At 73.7% G+C, this 18,348-nt stretch carries 12 protein-coding genes and 1 pseudogene; 3 read left to right on the top strand and 10 right to left on the bottom strand.

Features of this window, described 5'->3' with window-relative positions; all coding sequences use genetic code 11:
* From ACIP60_RS31240 to ACIP60_RS31230, 3 genes and pseudogenes are all read right to left on the bottom strand, one after another.
* Window positions 1–240: pseudogene (locus ACIP60_RS31240) on the bottom strand (sugar ABC transporter substrate-binding protein); the annotation flags it as partial.
* Between the two features lie 324 nt (window positions 241–564).
* A complete protein-coding gene (locus ACIP60_RS31235) occupies window positions 565–1,374 on the bottom strand; it encodes a DeoR/GlpR family DNA-binding transcription regulator (protein ID WP_400690787.1) in 810 nt (269 codons plus the stop codon).
* 207 nt (window positions 1,375–1,581) lie between these two features.
* Complete coding sequence (locus ACIP60_RS31230) at window positions 1,582–3,819, bottom strand: alpha-galactosidase (RefSeq protein ID WP_400690776.1); 2,238 nt, start codon at window positions 3,817–3,819, stop codon at window positions 1,582–1,584.
* Between the two features lie 553 nt (window positions 3,820–4,372).
* Here ACIP60_RS31230 and ACIP60_RS31225 point away from each other — a divergent pair.
* Together ACIP60_RS31225 and ACIP60_RS31220 are read left to right on the top strand one after the other, a co-directional pair.
* A complete protein-coding gene (locus tag ACIP60_RS31225; protein WP_400690773.1) occupies window positions 4,373–5,884 on the top strand; it encodes an RICIN domain-containing protein in 1,512 nt (503 codons plus the stop codon).
* Window positions 5,885–5,926: 42 nt separating this feature from the next.
* Window positions 5,927–8,392, top strand: a complete 2,466-nt coding sequence (locus tag ACIP60_RS31220) for a ricin-type beta-trefoil lectin domain protein (protein ID WP_400690770.1) — start codon at window positions 5,927–5,929, stop codon at window positions 8,390–8,392.
* Between the two features lie 96 nt (window positions 8,393–8,488).
* Here the strand turns inward: ACIP60_RS31220 and ACIP60_RS31215 are convergent, their stop codons facing one another.
* The 4 genes from ACIP60_RS31215 to ACIP60_RS31200 are packed head-to-tail and all read right to left on the bottom strand — an operon-like array spanning window position 8,489 to window position 11,991.
* Entirely contained in the window at window positions 8,489–9,313 is an 825-nt protein-coding gene (locus ACIP60_RS31215; RefSeq protein WP_400690767.1) for a hypothetical protein, read from the bottom strand.
* Window positions 9,307–10,452, bottom strand: coding sequence for a galactonate dehydratase (gene dgoD, locus ACIP60_RS31210; protein WP_400690765.1), 1,146 nt, complete (start codon window positions 10,450–10,452; stop codon window positions 9,307–9,309). Before dgoD ends, ACIP60_RS31215 begins: the two co-directional genes overlap by 7 nt.
* Window positions 10,449–11,165 carry a FadR/GntR family transcriptional regulator gene (locus ACIP60_RS31205; RefSeq protein ID WP_400690761.1) on the bottom strand — a complete coding sequence of 239 codons (717 nt, stop codon included), beginning with the start codon at window positions 11,163–11,165 and terminating at the stop codon, window positions 10,449–10,451. The genes dgoD and ACIP60_RS31205 overlap by 4 nt, the downstream gene beginning before the upstream one ends.
* Window positions 11,166–11,223: 58 nt before the next feature.
* On the bottom strand, window positions 11,224–11,991 hold the full coding sequence (locus ACIP60_RS31200) for an SDR family NAD(P)-dependent oxidoreductase (RefSeq protein ID WP_400690758.1): 768 nt from the start codon (window positions 11,989–11,991) through the stop codon (window positions 11,224–11,226).
* 248 nt (window positions 11,992–12,239) lie between these two features.
* Here ACIP60_RS31200 and ACIP60_RS31195 point away from each other — a divergent pair, with 248 nt between their 5' ends.
* The gene (locus ACIP60_RS31195) at window positions 12,240–14,546 is read left to right on the top strand and encodes a family 20 glycosylhydrolase (RefSeq protein ID WP_400690755.1); all 2,307 of its coding nucleotides are present in this window, start codon (window positions 12,240–12,242) and stop codon (window positions 14,544–14,546) included.
* A 38-nt stretch (window positions 14,547–14,584) separates the two neighbouring features.
* On the opposite strand, the gene ACIP60_RS31190 is transcribed toward ACIP60_RS31195, so the two are convergent.
* The 3 genes from ACIP60_RS31190 to ACIP60_RS31180 form a co-directional block, all read right to left on the bottom strand.
* Complete coding sequence (locus tag ACIP60_RS31190) at window positions 14,585–15,508, bottom strand: phosphorothioated DNA-binding restriction endonuclease (RefSeq protein ID WP_400690752.1); 924 nt, start codon at window positions 15,506–15,508, stop codon at window positions 14,585–14,587.
* Between the two features lie 232 nt (window positions 15,509–15,740).
* Window positions 15,741–17,783, bottom strand: a complete 2,043-nt coding sequence (locus ACIP60_RS31185) for an ATP-binding cassette domain-containing protein (protein WP_400690749.1) — start codon at window positions 17,781–17,783, stop codon at window positions 15,741–15,743.
* Window positions 17,780–18,328, bottom strand: a complete 549-nt coding sequence (locus ACIP60_RS31180; RefSeq protein ID WP_400690746.1) for a GNAT family N-acetyltransferase — start codon at window positions 18,326–18,328, stop codon at window positions 17,780–17,782. The genes ACIP60_RS31185 and ACIP60_RS31180 overlap by 4 nt, the downstream gene beginning before the upstream one ends.
* Between the last annotated feature and the right edge of the window lie 20 nt (window positions 18,329–18,348).

Here is an 18,348-nt window from a genome sequence, read left to right as displayed (position 1 = left end):
CTTCAGGTCGATCCCCAACTCCGCGGCCTTCGCCTTCGCACCGTCCGCCTCACCGATGAAGTACTCCTGATCACCCTGCTTCTGCAGGTACGTCAACGAGATCTTCCCGTCGACCTTGGCGACCGAGGTGTCACCGCCCTTCACCGACTCCTTGCCGGTCGAACAGGCGGCCAGGGCGAGGACGGCGGTCAGGGCCGTGGCGGCGGCCACCACGGTCCGACGGTTGTACGCAGCACGCATGAATGGTTCTCCTTGCATGTCGACCGCCTGGAGGCGGTCGGCCAGGTGGGGCGGCAGGAAGTCCTGGATCCGGGGCAGCGACTGGGGGCCGGTCGCGGTGCGGACCACGAGACCGTCGACGTGAAGTCACCAGAATCAAACAGCAAGTAACGCGATCCGTCGCAATGGAACAACCATCGTGAACGGCGCGTCAATGGGATCGCGCTGGCTGACACGATCGATATTGGGCTGTTACATGGGGGAGAGGGGCGGGCACGCGCGAGGGGCCGGACCGGTACGGGGGCGGACCGGGGCCGGGCCGCCGGACGATCAGGTGCGGGCGGGTCAGCCCCGGGGGACCGGTGCGACGACGAGTTCGCCGACCGCCTCGGCGAGGACCGCGCGCGCCGGCGCGGGCAGGCCGTCGTCGGTGACGAAGCAGTCGACCTCGTCCAGCCGCGCGAATCCGCTCAGCCCGACCGTGCCCCACTTGGTGTGGTCGGCCACGACCGCCACCCGGCGGGCGGAGGCGACCAGCGCGCGGTTGGTCTGCGCCTCGGCGAGGTTGGGCGAGGTCAGGCCGACCCGCTCGGACACGCCGTGGGCGCCCAGGATCGCCAGGTCCACGTGGAGCGAGGCGAGCACCTGGTCGGCGATCGCGCCGACCAGGGCCGCGGACCGGGTGGGCGTCCCGCCGGTCAGCAGCAGCACCGGGGAGGCGGCGCGCCGCGCGGCGGCGTCGGCCAGCAGCCCGGCGACGGCCAACGAGTTGGTGACGACGGTCAGTCGGGGCACCGCCAGCAGCCGCTCGGCGACCGCGTGGGTCGTCGTCCCGCCGGACAGGGCGATCACGCTGCCGGGCTGCACCAGCGCCGCCGCCGCGTCCGCGATGGCGGCCTTGGCCCTCGACTCCAGGGCGGACTTCGCCTCGAAGCCCGGCTCGTCGGTCCGCGCCCCGGTCAGCGCCACCGCGCCGCCGTGCACCTTCTCCAGGACTCCCTCGCGGGCCAGCGCGTCCAGGTCCCGACGGACGGTCATGCCCGACACGCCCATCCGGGCGGCCAGTTCGACCACCCGGACGGCGCCGTGGCGCGACACCGACTCCATGATCAGCGCCCGGCGCTGAGGAGCCAGCAGTCCCTGGTCCGCCACGATCGTGCCTCTTCCGCACCCGCGGATGCGGTCGCACCCGTCCGGGGCAGCAGGGTACCCGGCGGCGGCCGGGGAAGGTACGTCCGGGGCCGGTGCCGGACCGCCGGTTCGACGGCCCGGCACCGGCCCCGGTCGGCCTCCGGCCCGGTCGCGGGCGCGGGTCAGGACGCGGGTCAGGGCGCGGGTCAGGGCGCGGGTCCAGTGCGCGGGTCAGGGCGAGACCAGGCTCCACTTCTGGTTGGCACCGCTGCCGGCGGGCCACTGGAGGACCTTGCCGCCGTTGACGAGCGAGCCGTTGTCGACGTCCACGGCCTGGCCGTCGGAGACGCTCCTGAGCTGGACCAGGTTGGGTCCGGCGTCGACCAGCTTCCAGCGGGAGTTGGCGTTGCCGTCGTAGGGCCACTGGACGAGCTGGGTGCCGGCCGTGGTGGTCGAGCCGGGGACGTTCAGCGCCTTGCCGCTGTGGACGTTGGTGACGCCGTAGGAGTCGCCGCCCTGCGCGGTGAACGTCCACCGCTGGTCGGCGGCCTGGTTGTCCTGCCACTGGACGAGGCCGGCGCTGTCGGCGGTGGAGGCGCCGCTGACGTCCAGCCGGCCGCCGCTGTTGGCGTTGACCAGCTTGTACTCGACGCCCGCGACGGGGACCGGGACGAGCGTCCACTGCTGGGCGGTGCTGCCGGCGGCGGCGGTCTGCTGGACGACCGATCCGCCGGAGACGGCGATGTTCTGGCCGTCGTAGCGGGAGGTGACGGTGTAGGCGCCGGTGCCGGTCGGGGTCAGCTTCCACTGCGAGTTGTCGTGGTGGTCGTCGTGGTACTGGATCAGCTGGGTGCCGGGGACGGTGGTCGGGCCCGGGACGTTGACGAGCCGGCCGCTCCTGACGTTGTCGATCCTGAAGTAGCCGTCGCCGGTGGGGGCCAGCTGCCACTGCTGGTCGGTCGCGCCGTTGGCGGCCGCCTGCACCAGGCCGGCGCCGTCGGCGGTCGAGCCGCCGGAGACGTCCAGGTACTGGCCGGTGGCGGCGTTGACCAACTGGTACCGCACCGAGGTGTACGTGGCGGCGGCGGCCGGGGTGACCTTGAGCAGGCGGCTGGCGTGCGGGTTCAGGCCGGCGCCGAACGAGCCGGTGAAGGAGCCGAGTTCGGTGTGCGTCCACAGGTCGCGCACGGTCGCCGGGCCGGAGAAGCCGAGGTCGGCGAAGCGGGCGGTGACGTCGGCCGCGGACGGGCCGAGGTTGAACAGGGCGACCGTGTAGCTGCCGTCCGGGTTCGGGGTGACCCAGGTCTGCTGCTGGGTGAGCTGGTCGACCGGGCGGGCGGTGCGGCCGGCCTGGTCGACGGCGATCACCTCGTCGTTCTTCAGCATCGCCAGGTCGGTCGGGTCCATGGCGGTCAGGTCGGTGCCGAGCAGGAGGGAGGAGTTGGTGACCGCCCACAGGGTCATGTGGGTCTGCATCTCGTCGCGGGTGAGACCGGCACCGGTGGGGCCGTTGCCGATCTCCAGCGAGTCCAGGTCGTTCCAGCCGCCGGGGCCGTTGAACCCGGTCCACTTCGGGGAGCCGGCGAAGCGCTTGGCGACGTTGTCCCACTTGGTCAGCGGGTAGGGGCTGCCGTTGGTGCCGCAGTAGCACTCCAGGTCGCCGTCGGTGCGCCAGCTGTTGGCGTACTGCCGCCAGGTGGTGGCGGACTTGACGTCCAGGGCCAGCGAGAGGCCGAGGTGGACGGTCCGGCCGGTCCGGTTCAGGGCCTGCGACCAGTGCTGGACGTCGGGGACGTTCCAGGTGCCGACGCCGTCCAGCTTGACGTAGTCCACGCCCCAGGAGGCCAGCAGGCCGGCCCAGGAGTCGAGGTACGCCTGCGCGGCGGCCGGGTTCTTGGCGTAGTCGATGTAGTACATGCCGTTGCGGCCGGGGCCGAAGTTGTTCTCGAACTTCGTGGTGTCGGAGACGATGTCCCGGGCGTGGAACGCGGTGCCCTCGATCGGGGTGTTCCGGTCGTACGCCGCCACCGGGACGCCCGCGGTGAGGTACATGCCGAACTTCTCGCCCAGGCCGTGCACGTAGTCGCCGACGGGCTTCATGCCGTTCGGGAACTTCGCGGGGTCGGTCTTCCACCGGCCGTAGTCGTCCACGTCGGCGGTGGTCTTGAGGTAGTAGTAGTCGTCGACGTTGACGTACGTGAAGCCGTGGGAGACCAGGCCGTTGTCGTGCAGGGCCTTGGCCTGGGCCATGATCTTGGCCTCGGTGGGGTTGGAGCGGACGCTGCTCCAACTGCTCCATCCCATCGGCGGCGTCAGCGCGGCGCCGTTGTCCTGGGCGGCGGCCGGGGCGGCGCCGCCGACCACCGCGAGGGGGACGAGGGCCAGGGCGACGGAGAGGCCGACCGGGACCGCGAGCGCCGGCCGGCGCCGGACCCTCCGCCCGGACGGGGAGGTGGGGAGTGTGGACATGAGCGCTCCTCGGAGGTGCGGGGTGGCCGCCGGAGGGTCCGCGTACGGGGTACCGGTGACCGGCGCGGGGCGGGGCGGGGGCGGAAGGGACGAGTGGCTGCCGACCAGCCGATCGACCGGCCAGGCGACCGACCGGCCAGGCAACTGACCGACCGAAAGCAACACAACGGATCAGAAAAGCTCGCAACCAACCACTCATGCACATTCGTAACGCCCTGTTCACGTACGCGTCAAGACCCGCGACCGGGCGGGCTCGCCGCACAACCCTCCTGCGACCAGCGGGAATTCAGCTCCTCCCGGGGATCGCGGAACTTCACAGTCGAACACTTGAAGGCACGACGGGCACACCGCCCCGGGCGGCCTTCAAGGCTTGTTGCCGGGCACCCGAGATCGAACCCCGGCTGCTCACAGTCGACTTGACGGATGTCTGGACAGGCCGCAGGCCCGTGGTCAAGAATTCACCCGGCCTGTCGAGAATTGTTTGATTTTGGGAGATCGCTCAGCGCCGCTCCCCCAACAGACCCGCTCTCCGTTCAGCGATGGAGGAATCCCCGTGCCCGTTCCGCTCGCCGCACGCACCCCGCGGAAGCCCCGCCTCTCCGGTCTCCTCGCCGCCGCCCTCCTGTCCGTCCCGGCCTGGCTCCTGCCGGCGGGGGAGGCCCAGGCCGCACCCGTCCGGTTCACCCCCGGCCAGGCGTGGGCGGACACCGCCGGCGCGCCCCTGCAACTGCACGGCCTGGGCATCGTCAAGTCCGGTTCCACCTGGTACGGCTTCGGTGAGGACAAGACCGGGGAGTCCTCCGCCGACACCTCCTTCCAGGGCATCGCCTGCTACAGCTCCACCGACCTCGCCCACTGGACCCCGCAGGGCCCGGCGCTCAGCCGGCAGAGCAGCGGGGACCTCGGCCCCAACCGCATCGTGGAGCGCCCGAAGGTCCTCTACAACGCCGCCACCAAGACGTACGTGATGTACCTGCACGTCGACGACCGCGGCTACGGCGAGCGCAAGGTCGGCGTCGCGACCAGCAGCACCCCGTGCGGGCCCTACACCTACCGCGGCAGCTTCCGCCCGCTGGGCCAGATGAGCCTGGACATCGGTCTGTTCCAGGACACCGACGGCACCGGCTACCTGCTCACCGAGGACCGGGCGAACGGCCTGCGGATCGACCGGCTCTCCGCCGACTACCTCAGCGTCGACAGCACCGTGCACCTCTTCCCGGGCCAGAACGGCCAGGGCGAGGACTTCGAGTCCCCGGCGCTGGTCAAGGCGGGGGGCCGGTACTACCTCCTCGGATCGCACCTGACCGGCTGGGGCACCAACGACAACGTCTACTCCAGCGCGCCGTCGCCGACCGGCCCCTGGGAGCCGTTCCGCACCTTCGCGCCGGTCGGCACCCGCACCTACGACAGCCAGACGGCCAACATCGTCCCGGTCCAGGGCAGCGCGGGCACCACGTACGTCTACGCCGCCGACCGCTGGAACCTCTCCGACCTGGGCGCGTCCCCGCTGATCTGGCTGCCGATGACCATCAGCGGGACCACGGTCGCCGTCGGCTGGCAGAACTCCTGGAGCCTGGACCCGGCGACCGGCACCTGGACGGGCTCCTCCGGCCCGCAGACCGGGACGTCCACCCTGAGCAGCGCCAACAGCGGGCTGCTCATGGACGTCAGCGACAACTCCACCGCCGACGGCGGCAAGGTCATCCAGTGGCCGGCCGACAACGGCGCCAACCAGAAGTGGACCCTGACGCGGGTCGGCGGGAACACCTACACGCTCACCAACGTGCACAGCGGCAAGTGCCTGGAGGTGCCCGTCGGGTCGCTCGCCGCGGAGAGCACCCCGCTCGACCAGTCGACCTGCACCGGTGGGGCCCACCAGCAGTGGGCGCTCGTCGCCGCGGGCGCGTACTCCTCGCCCGGGAACACCTCGTACCAGCTGGTCAACCTGGGCAGCGGCCTGGTCGCCGACGTCTCGGGCGCGGCCACCGGCCAGGGGGCGCGGGTCATCCAGTACCGCGCCAACTCCGGTGCCAACCAGGTCTGGAACCTGCTCCCGGCCTCCTGACCGTGCACCTCCCCTGACCGTCCACCCCGGAAGGGAACCCCCATGCACGACACCTCGCGCACGACCTCACCCACGAGCGGCGGACGCGCCAAACGGCTCGCCGCCCTGTCCGCCCTGCTGCTCTCCGTCGCGACCCTGAACGCCGTCGCGCCGCAGCCGGCGGACGCCGCCACCGGTACGACGATCACCGTGGACGGCAACGGCGGCGGCCGGGTCTTCGACGGCATCGGCGCGATCAGCGGCGGCGGCGGCAACTCCCGCCTGCTGGCCGACTACCCCGAACCGCAGCGCGGTCAGGTCCTCGACTACCTGTTCAAGCCCGGTTACGGCGCCGACCTGCAGATCCTCAAGGTCGAGATCGGCGGCGACACCAACTCCACCGACGGCGCCGAGGCCAGCCACATGCACACGGCCGGCACCGTCGACTGCGGCCAGGGCTACGAGTGGTGGCTGATGGAGCAGGCCAAGGCCCGCAACCCCGACGTCGAGCTGGCCGGCCTGTCCTGGGGCGCGCCCGGCTGGGTCAACCCGAACGGCAACTACTTCTACACCGACAACGCGATCACCTACCTGACGAGCTGGCTGGACTGCGCGAAGCAGCACCACCTGACGATCGACTACCTCGGCGGGTGGAACGAGCGCTACTCCGGCGGCGACGGCACCGCGATGTCCTGGTACCAGAAGCTCAGGACGACGCTGAACGACAAGGGCTACGCCTCGGTCAAGATCGTCGGCGGCGACAACAACTGGTCCACCGCCTCCGACATGGCGGCCAACCCGGGCTTCAAGTCGGCGGTCGACGTCGTCGGCGTGCACTACCCGTGCGGCTACGGCGGCGCCTTCACCTCCTGTCCCTCGAACGCGACCGCGCAGTCGCTCGGCAAGCCGCTCTGGGCCTCCGAGAACGGGTCGGAGCACTACGACGGCAGCGCCCCGGCCGTCGCGCGGGCGATCAACCGCGACTACATCGACGGCCGGATGACCTCGTACATCAACTGGCCGCTCGTCGGCTCGGCGTACCCGAACCTGAACTTCTCCTTCACCGGCATGGCGGTGGCCGACCAGCCCTGGTCCGGCCGGTACGACATCGGCAGGACGACCTGGGTCACCGCCCAGACCACCCAGTTCACCAAGCCCGGCTGGCACTACCTCGACGCCGCCAGCGGCTACCTCGGCGGCAACCGCGCCAACGGCAGCTACACCACGCTGAAGTCGACGAACGACTCCGACTACACCACGGTCGTCGAGACGGTGGACGCCGGCGCACCGCAGAGCGTGGACGTCACCACCACCGGCGGGCTCTCCGGCGGCACCGTCCACGTGTGGGCCACCGACCTCGACTCGACCGACCCCGCCGACTGGTTCGTGCGGCAGGCCGACATCGTCCCGTCCGGCGGGCACTACAGCGCGACCCTCCAGCCCGGCCGGGTCTACACCTTCACCACCACCCTGCCGGCCGGCGCCAAGGGCACCGCGGCCTCCCCGCCCCGCGGGCAGTTGGCCCTGCCCTACGGCGACACCTTCGAGACCGCCGCCACGACCACCTCGCCGAAGTACTTCACCGACATGAACGGCGCCTTCCAGCGCAGCGCGTGCGGCGGCGGGCGGACCGGGTCGTGCCTGCGCCAGGTGGCGCCCGCGACGCCGGTCCGCTGGACCGACGAGCCCTACAACGCGCCCTACACCTTCCTGGGCGACGCCGCGTGGAGCAACTACACCGTCGCCACCGACGTCCTGCTGGAGCAGCCGGGCACCGTCGAGGTCCTCGGCCGGGTCATGCGGCAGGGCAAGAACAACAACGGCCTGGACGGCTACCACCTGCGGGTCGGCGACACCGGGGCCTGGTCGATCGTCAAGACCGACCTGGGCTGGCGCACCACCACCCTGGCCTCCGGCACCACGACGGCGCTCGGCACCGGCCGGTGGCACACCATCGCCCTGACCGCACAGGGCTCCACCCTGACCGCGCGCATCGACGGCACCGCCGTCGGCAGCGCGAACGACTCCACCTACCCCAGCGGCCTGGCCGGGCTCGGGGTGGGCGGCTACCAGACCGACCAGTTCGACGACTTCGCCGTCACGCCCGGCACCGACGCCACCCCCCGCTCCGGGCGGACCGCCTCCGCCCTGCCCGGCAAGTGCGTCGCCGCCGGTGCGGTGAGCGCCACGAACGCCGACGACAACGGCAACCCCGCCCAGCTCCGCGGCTGCGCCGACCGGGCCGACCAGCAGTGGGTCTGGGCCAACGGCGCACTGAGCCACCACGGCCTGTGCCTGGACGTGGTCGGGGCCTCCACCGCCAACCTCACCAAGGTCGACCTGTGGGAGTGCAACGGCGGCGCGAACCAGAAGTGGCAGCCGCAGCCCGACGGCACGCTGAGGAGCGCGCTCCCGGCGGCCGGGTCCGGGATCTGCCTGGACGACCCGGGCTACGACACCACCGACGGCACCCAGTTGATCGTCTACACCTGCAACGGGGGTGCCAACCAGCGCTGGCAGCTGCCGTAGCGGTCGCCCCGCCTGCCCGCCCGGCCTGCCCGGCCCGCCCGGCCCGCCCGGCCCGGCCGCGCCTCCGGAAGGAGGCCGGTCCGGGCCGGTCGGCGTTCAGCCGCTCGTCGCGGTGATCCGCAGCTCCCAGCGCAGCGTCCCGCCGGGCGGCACCGTCGCGGCCTCGCCCGGTCCGGCCTCGGCCAGGTCGAAGACCGAGCCGAGCATGGGCTCGACGCCGATGCTGCGGTAGGGGGCCGGGGCCGGGAAGCCGCGCAGGTTGCGCCACAGCGCCACCGAGACGGGCACCCCGGCGTCGGCCCGCAGCGACATGGTGAGCGTGTCGGGGCCGTCGGTGACGGTCACGCTCGGGCAGCCGGTGAGGACCGCGCCGACGGCGGTGCCGTCGTCGGGGCCGAGCCGGTCCAGGCGCAGGCCGTGCGGCGCGGGCCAGGGGCCGGTGACGTGCCGGGCGCCGGCGGGCCAGGGCCGTTCCAGCAGCCGGGCCGCCTCGGGGAAGAGCCGGGTCGCGGTGGACCCGGGCGCGCGGAGGCGGGCGTCGGGGCCGAGGTCGAGCAGCGCGTGGGCGGCCCACAGGAAGCGGTAGCCCGGTTCGGCGCGCAGCTCGTACGCGGCGCGCAGCCCGGCCGGTCCGCCCTCGACGCGGCGGCGCAGCACGAAGTCGGGGCACTCCACCAGGTCGGTGTCGCCGTCGCGCCGCCAGGGGCGGGACCAGGCGTCGCCGTGGTCGGGGGTGCCGCGCACGGTCGGGACGCACTCCTCCAGCCCTCCGGCGTCGACGAAGGCGTCGCCGGGGCGGGCGGTGGCGCGGGCCGGGTCGGGCCGGTGCCAGAGCCATTCGCGCCCGCCGGCCCGCAGGGAGGTCCACCGGCCGCCGCACGGCAGGTCGGTGCGGGCCGTGACCGGCCGGTCGGTCACCATTCCGCGAACGACCCGTCCTGGTGGTGCCAGACGGGGTTGCGCCAGCGGTGCCCGGTCTCGGCGGCGCGGCGGACGGCGTCCTCGTCGATGTCGATGCCGAGGCCCGGGCCGGTGGGCCGGGCGGCGTGGCCGTCGGTGAAGCGGAACGGCTCGGGGTCCAGCAGGTAGTCCAGGAGGTCGCCGCCCTGGTGGTAGTGGATGCCGAGGCTCTGTTCCTGGATGAGGAAGTTCGGTGTGGCGAAGGCGAGTTGGAGACAGGCGGCGAGGGCGATCGGGCCGAGCGGGCAGTGCGGGGCCATCGTGACGCCGTGGGTCTCCGCCAGGGCCGCGATGCGCCGGACCTCGGAGATGCCGCCGGCGTGCGACGGGTCGGGCTGGGCGACGGCGATGCCGGCGGCGAGCACGTCGCGGAAGTCCGAGCGGGAGTAGAGCCGTTCGCCGACGGCCAGCGGGACGGAGGTCGAGTCGACGAGGCTGCGCAGGTCGCGGGAGTGCTCGGGGAGGACGGGCTCCTCGACGAACAGCGGGTGCAGGGGCTCCAGCAGGGGCAGCAGGCGCCGGGACATGGCGGTGGACATCCGGCCGTGGAAGTCGACGGCCACGTCGTGCTCGTCGCCGATCGCCTCGCGGACGGCGGCGACCCGGTCGACGACGGCCCGGGTCCGGGCCGGGGTGTCGATGGGGCGCAGCTGCGCCGAGCCGTTCATCTTGACGGCGGTGAAGCCCGCCTCGACCTGGGCCCGGGCGAGTTCGGCGACGTCGGCCGGACTGTCGCCGCCGATCCAGGCGTACACCCGGACCCGGTCGCGGACGTGGCCGCCGAGCAGGTGGTGGACGGGGACGCCGTGGGCCTTGCCGGCGATGTCCCACAGGGCCTGGTCGATGCCGGCGACCGCGCTGGAGAGCACCGGGCCGCCCCGGTAGAAGCCGCCCTTGGTGAGGATCTGCCAGTGGTGCTCGATGCGCAGCGGGTCCTCGCCGACCAGGTGGTCGGCGAGTTCGCGGACGGCCGCCTGCACGGTCTCGGCGCGGCCCTCGACGACGGGCTCGCCCCAGCCGGTGATCCCCTCGTCGGTGGCGACGCGCAGGAACAGCCAGCGCGGGGCGACCAGGAAGGTCTCCAGTGATGTGATCTTCATTCGGTCTCCTGCCGAGCGGCTCGGTCCGTCAGGTGGCGGAGGTCGGCGGCGGCCTGGGCGAGCAGGGCGTGGACGGCGCGCTCGGCCGCCTCCGGCTCGCGGGCGCGCACCGCGTCGAGGACGGCCCGGTGGGCGGGGACCGCGTCGGAGCCGTGCTCGGAGCCGTGCACGAGGTGGTCGCGCACCCGCAGGCCGGCCTCGATCACGACCTCCATCCGGGTGAGGAGTTCGTTGTGGGCGGCGGCCAGCAGCGCGCGGTGGAAGGCGAGGTCGGCCTCGACCGCGGCGTGGGCGTCGTCGCCCGCGGCGGCCATCCGCCGGAGTGCGTCCTCCAGGGCGGCGAGGTCGGCCTGGTCGCGGCGCTCGGCGGCCAGCCGGGCCCCGGCCGGCTCGACGATGGCGCGGACTTCGCCGAGGTTGCCGAGGAAGGTCGCGTCGGGGCTGCCCAGGCCCTGCCAGCGCAGCAGGTCGCCGTCCAGCAGGTTCCAGTCGGAGCGCGGCCGGATGAAGGTGCCGCGCTTCTGGCGGGAGGCGATCAGCCCCTTGGACGCCAGGACGCGCAGCGCCTCGCGCACGACGGTCTTGCTGACCCCGAGTTCCTGCTCGATCCGGTCGGGGGAGATCGAGTCGCCCGGGGCGTGGACGCCGCGGAGGATCCGCTCGCCGATGATCTCGACGGCCTGTCCGTGCAGTCCGCGGGCCGGCCGGTTCACCGGGCCCCCTCCGTCGCGGTGCGCGGGGCGGTCGCGCGCGCACCCGGGTACCGCGCGGTCACGAGGAGGCCTTGACCACGGACCAGCCGCCGTCCACCACCAGGTTCGCGCCGGTGACGTAGGAGGCGTCCGAGGAGGCGAGGAACGCCACCGCCGCCGCGACCTCCTCGGGCCGGCCGAAGCGCTTGGCCACGGTCTCGGCGACGCTGTCGGCCTGTCCCGCCTCGTCCACCCGGTCCCAGGCGGCGGTCATGATCGGCCCGGGCAGGACGGTGTTGACCCGCACCCGCGGGCCGTACTCGACGGCGAGTTGACGGCCCATCGCGCAGAGCGCGCCCTTGGCGGCGGCGTACGCGGGGTGGCCCGGCAGGCCGACCAGCGCGTGGACGGACGAGGTGAGCACGATCGAGCCCCCGGTGTCCCGCAGGGTTCCGGCGAAGGCCCGGACCGCCAGCCAGGACGCCTTGAGCGTCACGGCCAGCTGGGTGTCCCACTCGGGCTCGGTCAGCTCGTGGGCGGGCTTGACGACGACGGCGTAGGCGTTGCCGTGCAGCACGTCCAGCCGCCCGTAGCGGTCGGCGACGTGCGCGGCCAGCTCGTCCCACACCGCGGCGGAGGTGACGTCGCCGTGCCGGTACTCGGCCCGGCCGCCCTCCGCCCGGATCGCCTCGGCCACGGCCTCCCCGGCGGTGTCGTCGATGTCCACGGCCACGACGGCCGCGCCCTCGGCGGCCAGTCGCCGTGCGGTGGCGGCACCGATGCCGTTGGCGGCACCGGTGATCAGGGCCACCCGGCCCTGGAATCGTCGGCAGGTCTGCTCGGTCATGCCCTCACCGTAGCGCTTGGCATTAATTATGGAAATATCCCGGCGGCGAGGCGGGGCGGAGGGAGGGGCCGGAGGGAGGGGCCGGCGGGAGGGGCCGGCGGGCCAGGAAACGAGCCGTCCGGGCCACGTGCTCATTCGTGCGCGGAAGTCGCACTCCGCGAGCATCCATTGACACGAACCACCAACTACGCTGCACTGGTGGGCAGTTCACCGGCACCACTGACAGGTCCATACCAATGGAGGCGTCGATGCGCATCCGGTCCGTCCTGCTCGCCACCCTCTGCACCGCGGCCGCCCTGGTGCTGCCCGCGCTCACCACCGCACCGCCCGCCCACGCCGCGACCGGCGCCCCGCAGACCGTCCCCGCGCTGCGCCAGTGGACCGCCGGAAGCGGCACGTTCACCGTCACCGCCGCCACCCGGATCGCCGTCGACCCGGCCTACCGCACCCAACTCGCGGACGAGGCGGCCACCTTCGCCGACGACCTCGGCGCCCTGGAGGGCCGCCCGGTGAGCGTGGTCACCGGCCCGGCCGCCGCCGGGGACATCGCGCTCACCCTCGGCGACGGTTCACTGCCCGCCGAGGGCTACCGGATGACCGTCGGCACCGGCATCGCGATCAGCGCGGCCACCGACACCGGCGCCTTCTACGGCACCCGGACGGTCCTCCAGCTCCTCCACCGGTCGGCCACCGTACCGGCCGGCACCGCGGTGGACTGGCCCGCCAAGTCCGAGCGCGGCCTGATGATCGACCAGGGCCGGAAGTTCTTCACCGTCGACTGGGTGAAGCAGCACGTCAAGGAGCTGGCCTACCTCAAGCTCAACTACTTCCACTTCCACCTGTCGGACAGCTTCGGCTTCCGCCTGGAGAGCTCCACCCACCCCGAGATCGTCTCCGCCGACCACTACTCCAAGCAGGACATCGCCGACCTGGTCGCCCTCGGGCAGAAGTACCACGTCACCATCGTCCCCGAGATCGACACCCCCGGGCACATGAACACGATCCTCGCCGCCCACCCCGAACTGAAGTTGAGGAGCAGCTCCGGCGCGACCAGCGCCGAGTTCGTCGACCTCTCGCTGCCCGGCACGTACGCCCTGGTCAAGGACCTGATCAACGAGTACCTGCCGCTCTTCCCCGGCCCCTACTGGCACATCGGCGCCGACGAGTACGTCACCGACTACGGCCAGTACCCGCAGCTGCTGGCCTACGCCCGCGCCACCTACGGCGCCGGCGCCACCGCCAAGGACGCCTACTACGGCTTCGTCAACTGGTCCGACGCCCTGGTCCGGGCGGGCGGCAAGACCACCCGGATGTGGAACGACGGCATCAAGTCCGGCGACGGCACCGTCAGCCCGAACGCCGACATCCTGGTCGAGTACTGGTACGACTACGGCCTGACGCCCCAGCAGCTGGCCGCGGCCGGACACACCGTCGCCAACGAGTCCTGGACGCCCACCTACTACGTGCTCGGCGGCGCCAAACCCGACACCACGTGGATGTACGAGACCTGGACGCCGGACCTGTTCCAGGGCGGCAACACCCTCGACGACCCCACCCGCAACCCCGGTTCGCTGCTCCACGTCTGGTGCGACAACCCGACCGCGGAGACCGAGGAGCAGATCGCCGCCGGCATCGCCTACCCGCTGCGCACGCTCGCCCAGCAGACCTGGGGCTCCCCCAAACCCGCCGCCGACTACGCCGCCTTCACCCCGATCGCCACCGCCGTCGGCCACAACCCGGCCTGGCCCGGCCTCTCCCAGCCCGGCAACCTGGCCCGCAACCGCCCCACCACCGCCTCCAGCACCGAGACCGCCGACTTCCCCGCCGCCTCCGCCACCGACGGCGACGGCGCCACCCGCTGGTCCAGCGCCTACCGCGACCCGCAGTGGCTCCAGGTCGACCTCGGCTCCACCCGGGCCGTCAGCCGGGTGGTGCTGCGCTGGGAGGCCGCGTACGGGAAGTCCTTCCAGATCCAGCTCTCCGACGACGCCACCACCTGGCGCACCGCCTACACCACCACCACCGGCACGGGCGGCGTCCAGGACCTCACCGGCCTGACCGGCAGCGGCCGCTACGTCCGGATGTACGGCACCCAGCGCGGCACCGCCTACGGCTACTCGCTCCACGAGTTCGAGGTCTACGGCGGACCGTCGAGCGGCACCCACACCCTCACCACCGGCGGGAAGGCCCTGGACGACCCCGCCTCCTCGACCGTCGCCGGCACCCGGCTGATCACCTGGACCCCGCACGGCGGCCCCAACCAGCAGTGGCAGCTCGTCCCCAACGCCGACGGCACCCACACCCTGACCAACGGCGCCTCCCACCTCTGCCTGGACGTCGCCGCCGCCTCCCCCGCCGCCGGAGCCGCCGCCGTCCAGGCCGCCTGCACCGGCACCGACAGCCAGCGCTGGCGGTTCACCCCCGCCGGCAGCGGATACACCGTCACCAACCAGCAGAGCGGACTGCTCCTCACCGCCACCGCCCCCACCGACGGCGCCCCGGTCATCCAGCAGCCCGCCACCGGCACGGCCGCGCAGAACTGGCAGCTCACCTGATCCCGCCACCGGCGTCCGGGTCCTGCGGTCGGACCCGGTCAGCCGGTGGGCACCGGGTCCGGGGACGGCCGGGGCTCGCCGCGGAAGACCTGGGCGGCGTGCCACGCGCGGTGCCGGTCCGCGACCGGGGGGAGGCTCGGCTGCGGGCCGATGACCGGTCGTCCGGTCAGGGCGAGCACCTGCTGCCTGCTGGCCTCGCCGCGGCCGACGAAGTGCCGGGAGACCAGGACGCGGTGCCCCTCCCCCAGCCCCAGCACGCCCTTGTCGAAGAGCTTGTGGTGCAGCGAGCACAGGCACAGGCCGTTGTCGACCTCGTCCGGCCCGTCGAAGGACCACCACCGCACGTGCGCCGCCTCCAGCCCGACCGCGCTCGCGCCCAGCATCCCGTCGTAGCCGCAGAACGCGCACTGGAACTCGTAGGCCATCAGCACGAGTTCACGCATCCGCCGGTCCCGCTGCCGCCGCGCCGCCCGCGCCCGTCCACCGCCCCGCACGTCCTCGGTGTCGGCCAGGTCCAGGTCGAGCCCGACCGCCTCGCACAGGTCCGTGTGCAGCGACGGGGGGAAGTGGAAGTCCAGCAGCACCCGCGCCAGCCGTCCCAGCAGCGCCGGCTCCCTCCGCAGCGCCGCCCGCAGCCCGGGCGCCAGCCGCCCGGTCGCGCCACTGGAGCGCAGCACCCCCACGCCGGTGCCCGGACTCCCCGGCCCCCGGTCGGTCCCGACCTCCCACACCCCGTCACTGACCAGGTGGTGGAACGGGTACGCGGGGGTGGTCGGGTGGGACGGCCCGTACTCCTCCAACAGCCGCTTCAACTCCCCCTCCACCACGCTGTACCGCAGCCCGCCGTCGGCGTCCCGCTGGTAGCTGCCCAGAGCGTACAGCAGCAGCAGCGGCTTGTGCGGCGCCCGGACGCCGTTGCCCGTCCACCGTCTCAGCTTCGCCACCCGCTCCAGCCAGTCCATGGCCGCCCAGCGTACGGCGGAGCGCCGACACGGGGTGACAGCCGGGTCGGACGGGCTCGGTGCGGCGCGTCCCGGGTGACGGCGGCGGCGGGGGTGAGGTCGTCGCCCTCGACGACGGCCGGCACGCGCCGACCTCGCCGCGGACCGGGTGACCGGCGTCGCGGTGCCGCTCCGGTGACGACGGACCGCCCGGCAGCGGCACCGGACCGAGGACCGCACGGCTGCCGGGCGGTCACCGGTCGCTCCGCTCGGCCGGTTCGGCGGCGGGGCGCGGCCCGGGGAGCCGGGTGGCGTACTGCTGGGCCTGGAGGAGGTAGGCGGTGCGGTAGCTGCCCGCGCCGGGCCGGTCCCCGCCGGGGTCGGCTTCGTCGGCGGCCATGAGTTCCTCGTGCGTGCCCTGTTCGACCAGGCGGCCGTCCTTCAGGACGTGGATGAGGTCGGCGGAGGCGGAGGCCGCCAGGCGGTGCGTGATCAGCAGGACGGTCAGCCCCTGGTCCGCGAGGCGGCGCCGGCGGTCGAAGGCCCGCACCTCCGCGGCCGGGTCGAGCGCGCTGGTCGGCTCGTCGGCGACGACCAGGAACGGGCGGCGGCCGTCGGTGCCGGTGGTGGTGGCGCGCAGGTGGGTGCGGGCGGTGCCGATCCGCTGCCACTGGCCGCCGGAGAAGTCGACCCCGCCTTCGAAGCCCTTGGCCGCCAGGGTGTCCCAGCCCCGGTCCTGCTGCCGGAGCAGGTCCTCCATCCCGGCGAACTCGGCTGCCGCGCCCAGGACTTGCGCATCGTCGTGGTGGTCGGGGCGGCCGGTGGTGACGATCGCCCGGAGGGTGAGGGGCCAGCGGAAGAAGTCCTGCGGGAGCAGCACGGTGGAGGCGAACTGCTGCGCGCGGTCGGCGGTCGCGGTGTCGACGCCGTCCCAGCGGATGGTGCCGCGGTCCGGCTGGTACAGCCCGCACAGGAGCCTGGCCAGGGTGGACTTGCCGGCGCCGTTGTCCCCGACCAGGGCCACGATCCGGCCCGTCGGCACCACCAGGCTGACCCCGTCCAGCGACGGCGCGGTGCGGCCCGGGTAGGTGAACGACACGTCCTCGACGTGGATCGCGGCGGGGCGCTCGGGCAGGTCGGCGCCGCCGGCGGGGATGGCCCGGGTGTCGGCCTCGGTGGTGAGCGTCTGCAGGTCGCCGACGTAGAGGGCTTCCTCGAACAGCTGGTTGACGCTGCCGAGCAGGCCGCCGACGTTCGCGGCGCCGGTGCGCACCGCGACGACGGCGGTGCCCGCGGCGGCGAGCGCCAGGTGCCCGGTGGAGACCAGCAGGCCCAGCAGGCCGAAGGTGGCGGCGAAGGCGAGGCCGGAGGCGGCCGCGGCGGCGACCTTGGTGCGGGCGCCGGCCGCGGCCAGGCGGGCCTGTTCCGCGTCCGAGGCCGCGGCCATCCGTTCGAAGTGGTGCAGCAGGAAGGTGCCGCCGCCGTGCACCCGGATCTCGGCGGCCGTGTGGGTCTGGGTGAGGAGTTGGGCGATGAGCTGGGAGGCCCGCAGGTGCTGGAGCCAGGCCGTCGTCGAGTTGCGCCGCCGCCGGGCGGTGACGGCCGCGCCCCACGCGCGGGGGGCCGCGATCAGCACGAGCAGCGGCAGCAGCACCGGGGACAGGGTGAGCAGCACGCCGCCGGTGGCGGCCATGGAGAGCAGGGTGCTGAGCACCGCGACCGACTCGGTGGTCAGCCGGTGGACCGAGTTGATGCCGAACCGGGCGGACTCCAGCAGGCGGTTGAACTCCGGGTCCTCCATCGAGGCCAGCTCCACCCGCTGGGCCCGCTCCAGCAGGGTGACGGTCGCCGTGCGCTGGATCCGGGGGCTGAGCCGGTCGGCTCCCCAGGAGGAGACCGCCGCGAGGACGGCACCGGCACCGGCGGCGGCCCCGGCCGCCAGCACGGCGGGCAGCACCGCACGGAGCGCACCGGCCGCACTGGCCGCACCGGCGGAGGCGAACAGGCGCCCCAGGGCGGCGTTGACGGCGACCAGGGACAGCGCCGCCGCGCCCGCCCGGCCGACCTCGGCGAGGACCACCCCCGCCAGGGCCGCCCGGTCGGCCCGCCAGGCGAGCACCCACGCCAGGCGCAGCATCCCGGGGATCTGCCGGGCCACCGTCCACAGGCCGGCCTGCGCGGTGGTCTCCTCGTGGCGGACGAACCCGCTGTCGTAGCGCATCGGGCCGCCGAACAGCAGCCGCTCGCTCGGGGACGACCCGTCCGCCGGGGCCGCACCGGGTCGGCGCCGCCTCACGCCGCCCCTCCCGCCGCCGTCCGGTCGGTGCCGACCGCCGCCAGGGGCTGACGCAGCGTCAGGTAGTGGGCGGCGGGGTCGAAGCCGAGCTTCCGGTACAGCGGCAGACCCTCCGGGGTGGCGATCAACTCGACCGAGGAGCAGCCCCGTTCCTGGAGCGCGCCGACCAGGGCCCGGGTGACGGCCTCCGCCAGCCCCCGGCGCCGGTGGCGCGGATCGGTGACGACGGTGTGGACCCGCCCCCACCGGCCGTCGGGGTAGGAGGGACCGTTGTAGCCCCGGTAGACGACGCCGATCGCGCACGCCGCCAGCGTGCCGTCCCCGCCGTCCCCGCCGTCCCCACCGTCCCCGCCGTCGGCCACGTAGGCGAGCAGGTGCGGGTCGGTGCCGAGCCGGGCCTGCATGTCGGCCAGGAAGGTGGCGCGCCAGGCGTCGGTGGCCGCCTGCCCGGTCAGGACGTCGACGCGCAGGCGCAGCAGCTCCTCGGCGTCCTCGGGCACGGCAGGGCGGACGGGGTGGACGGGGCGGACGGGGTGCGGTGTCATCGGGGTCTCCCTCGGGCGGT

The sequence above is a fragment of the Kitasatospora sp. NPDC088783 genome (assembly GCF_044750705.1).
Classification (GTDB): Bacteria; Actinomycetota; Actinomycetes; order Streptomycetales; family Streptomycetaceae; genus Kitasatospora; species Kitasatospora fiedleri.
The sequence above is the reverse complement of the archived record's forward strand: the minus strand, read 5'-3'. Positions and strand labels throughout refer to the sequence as shown.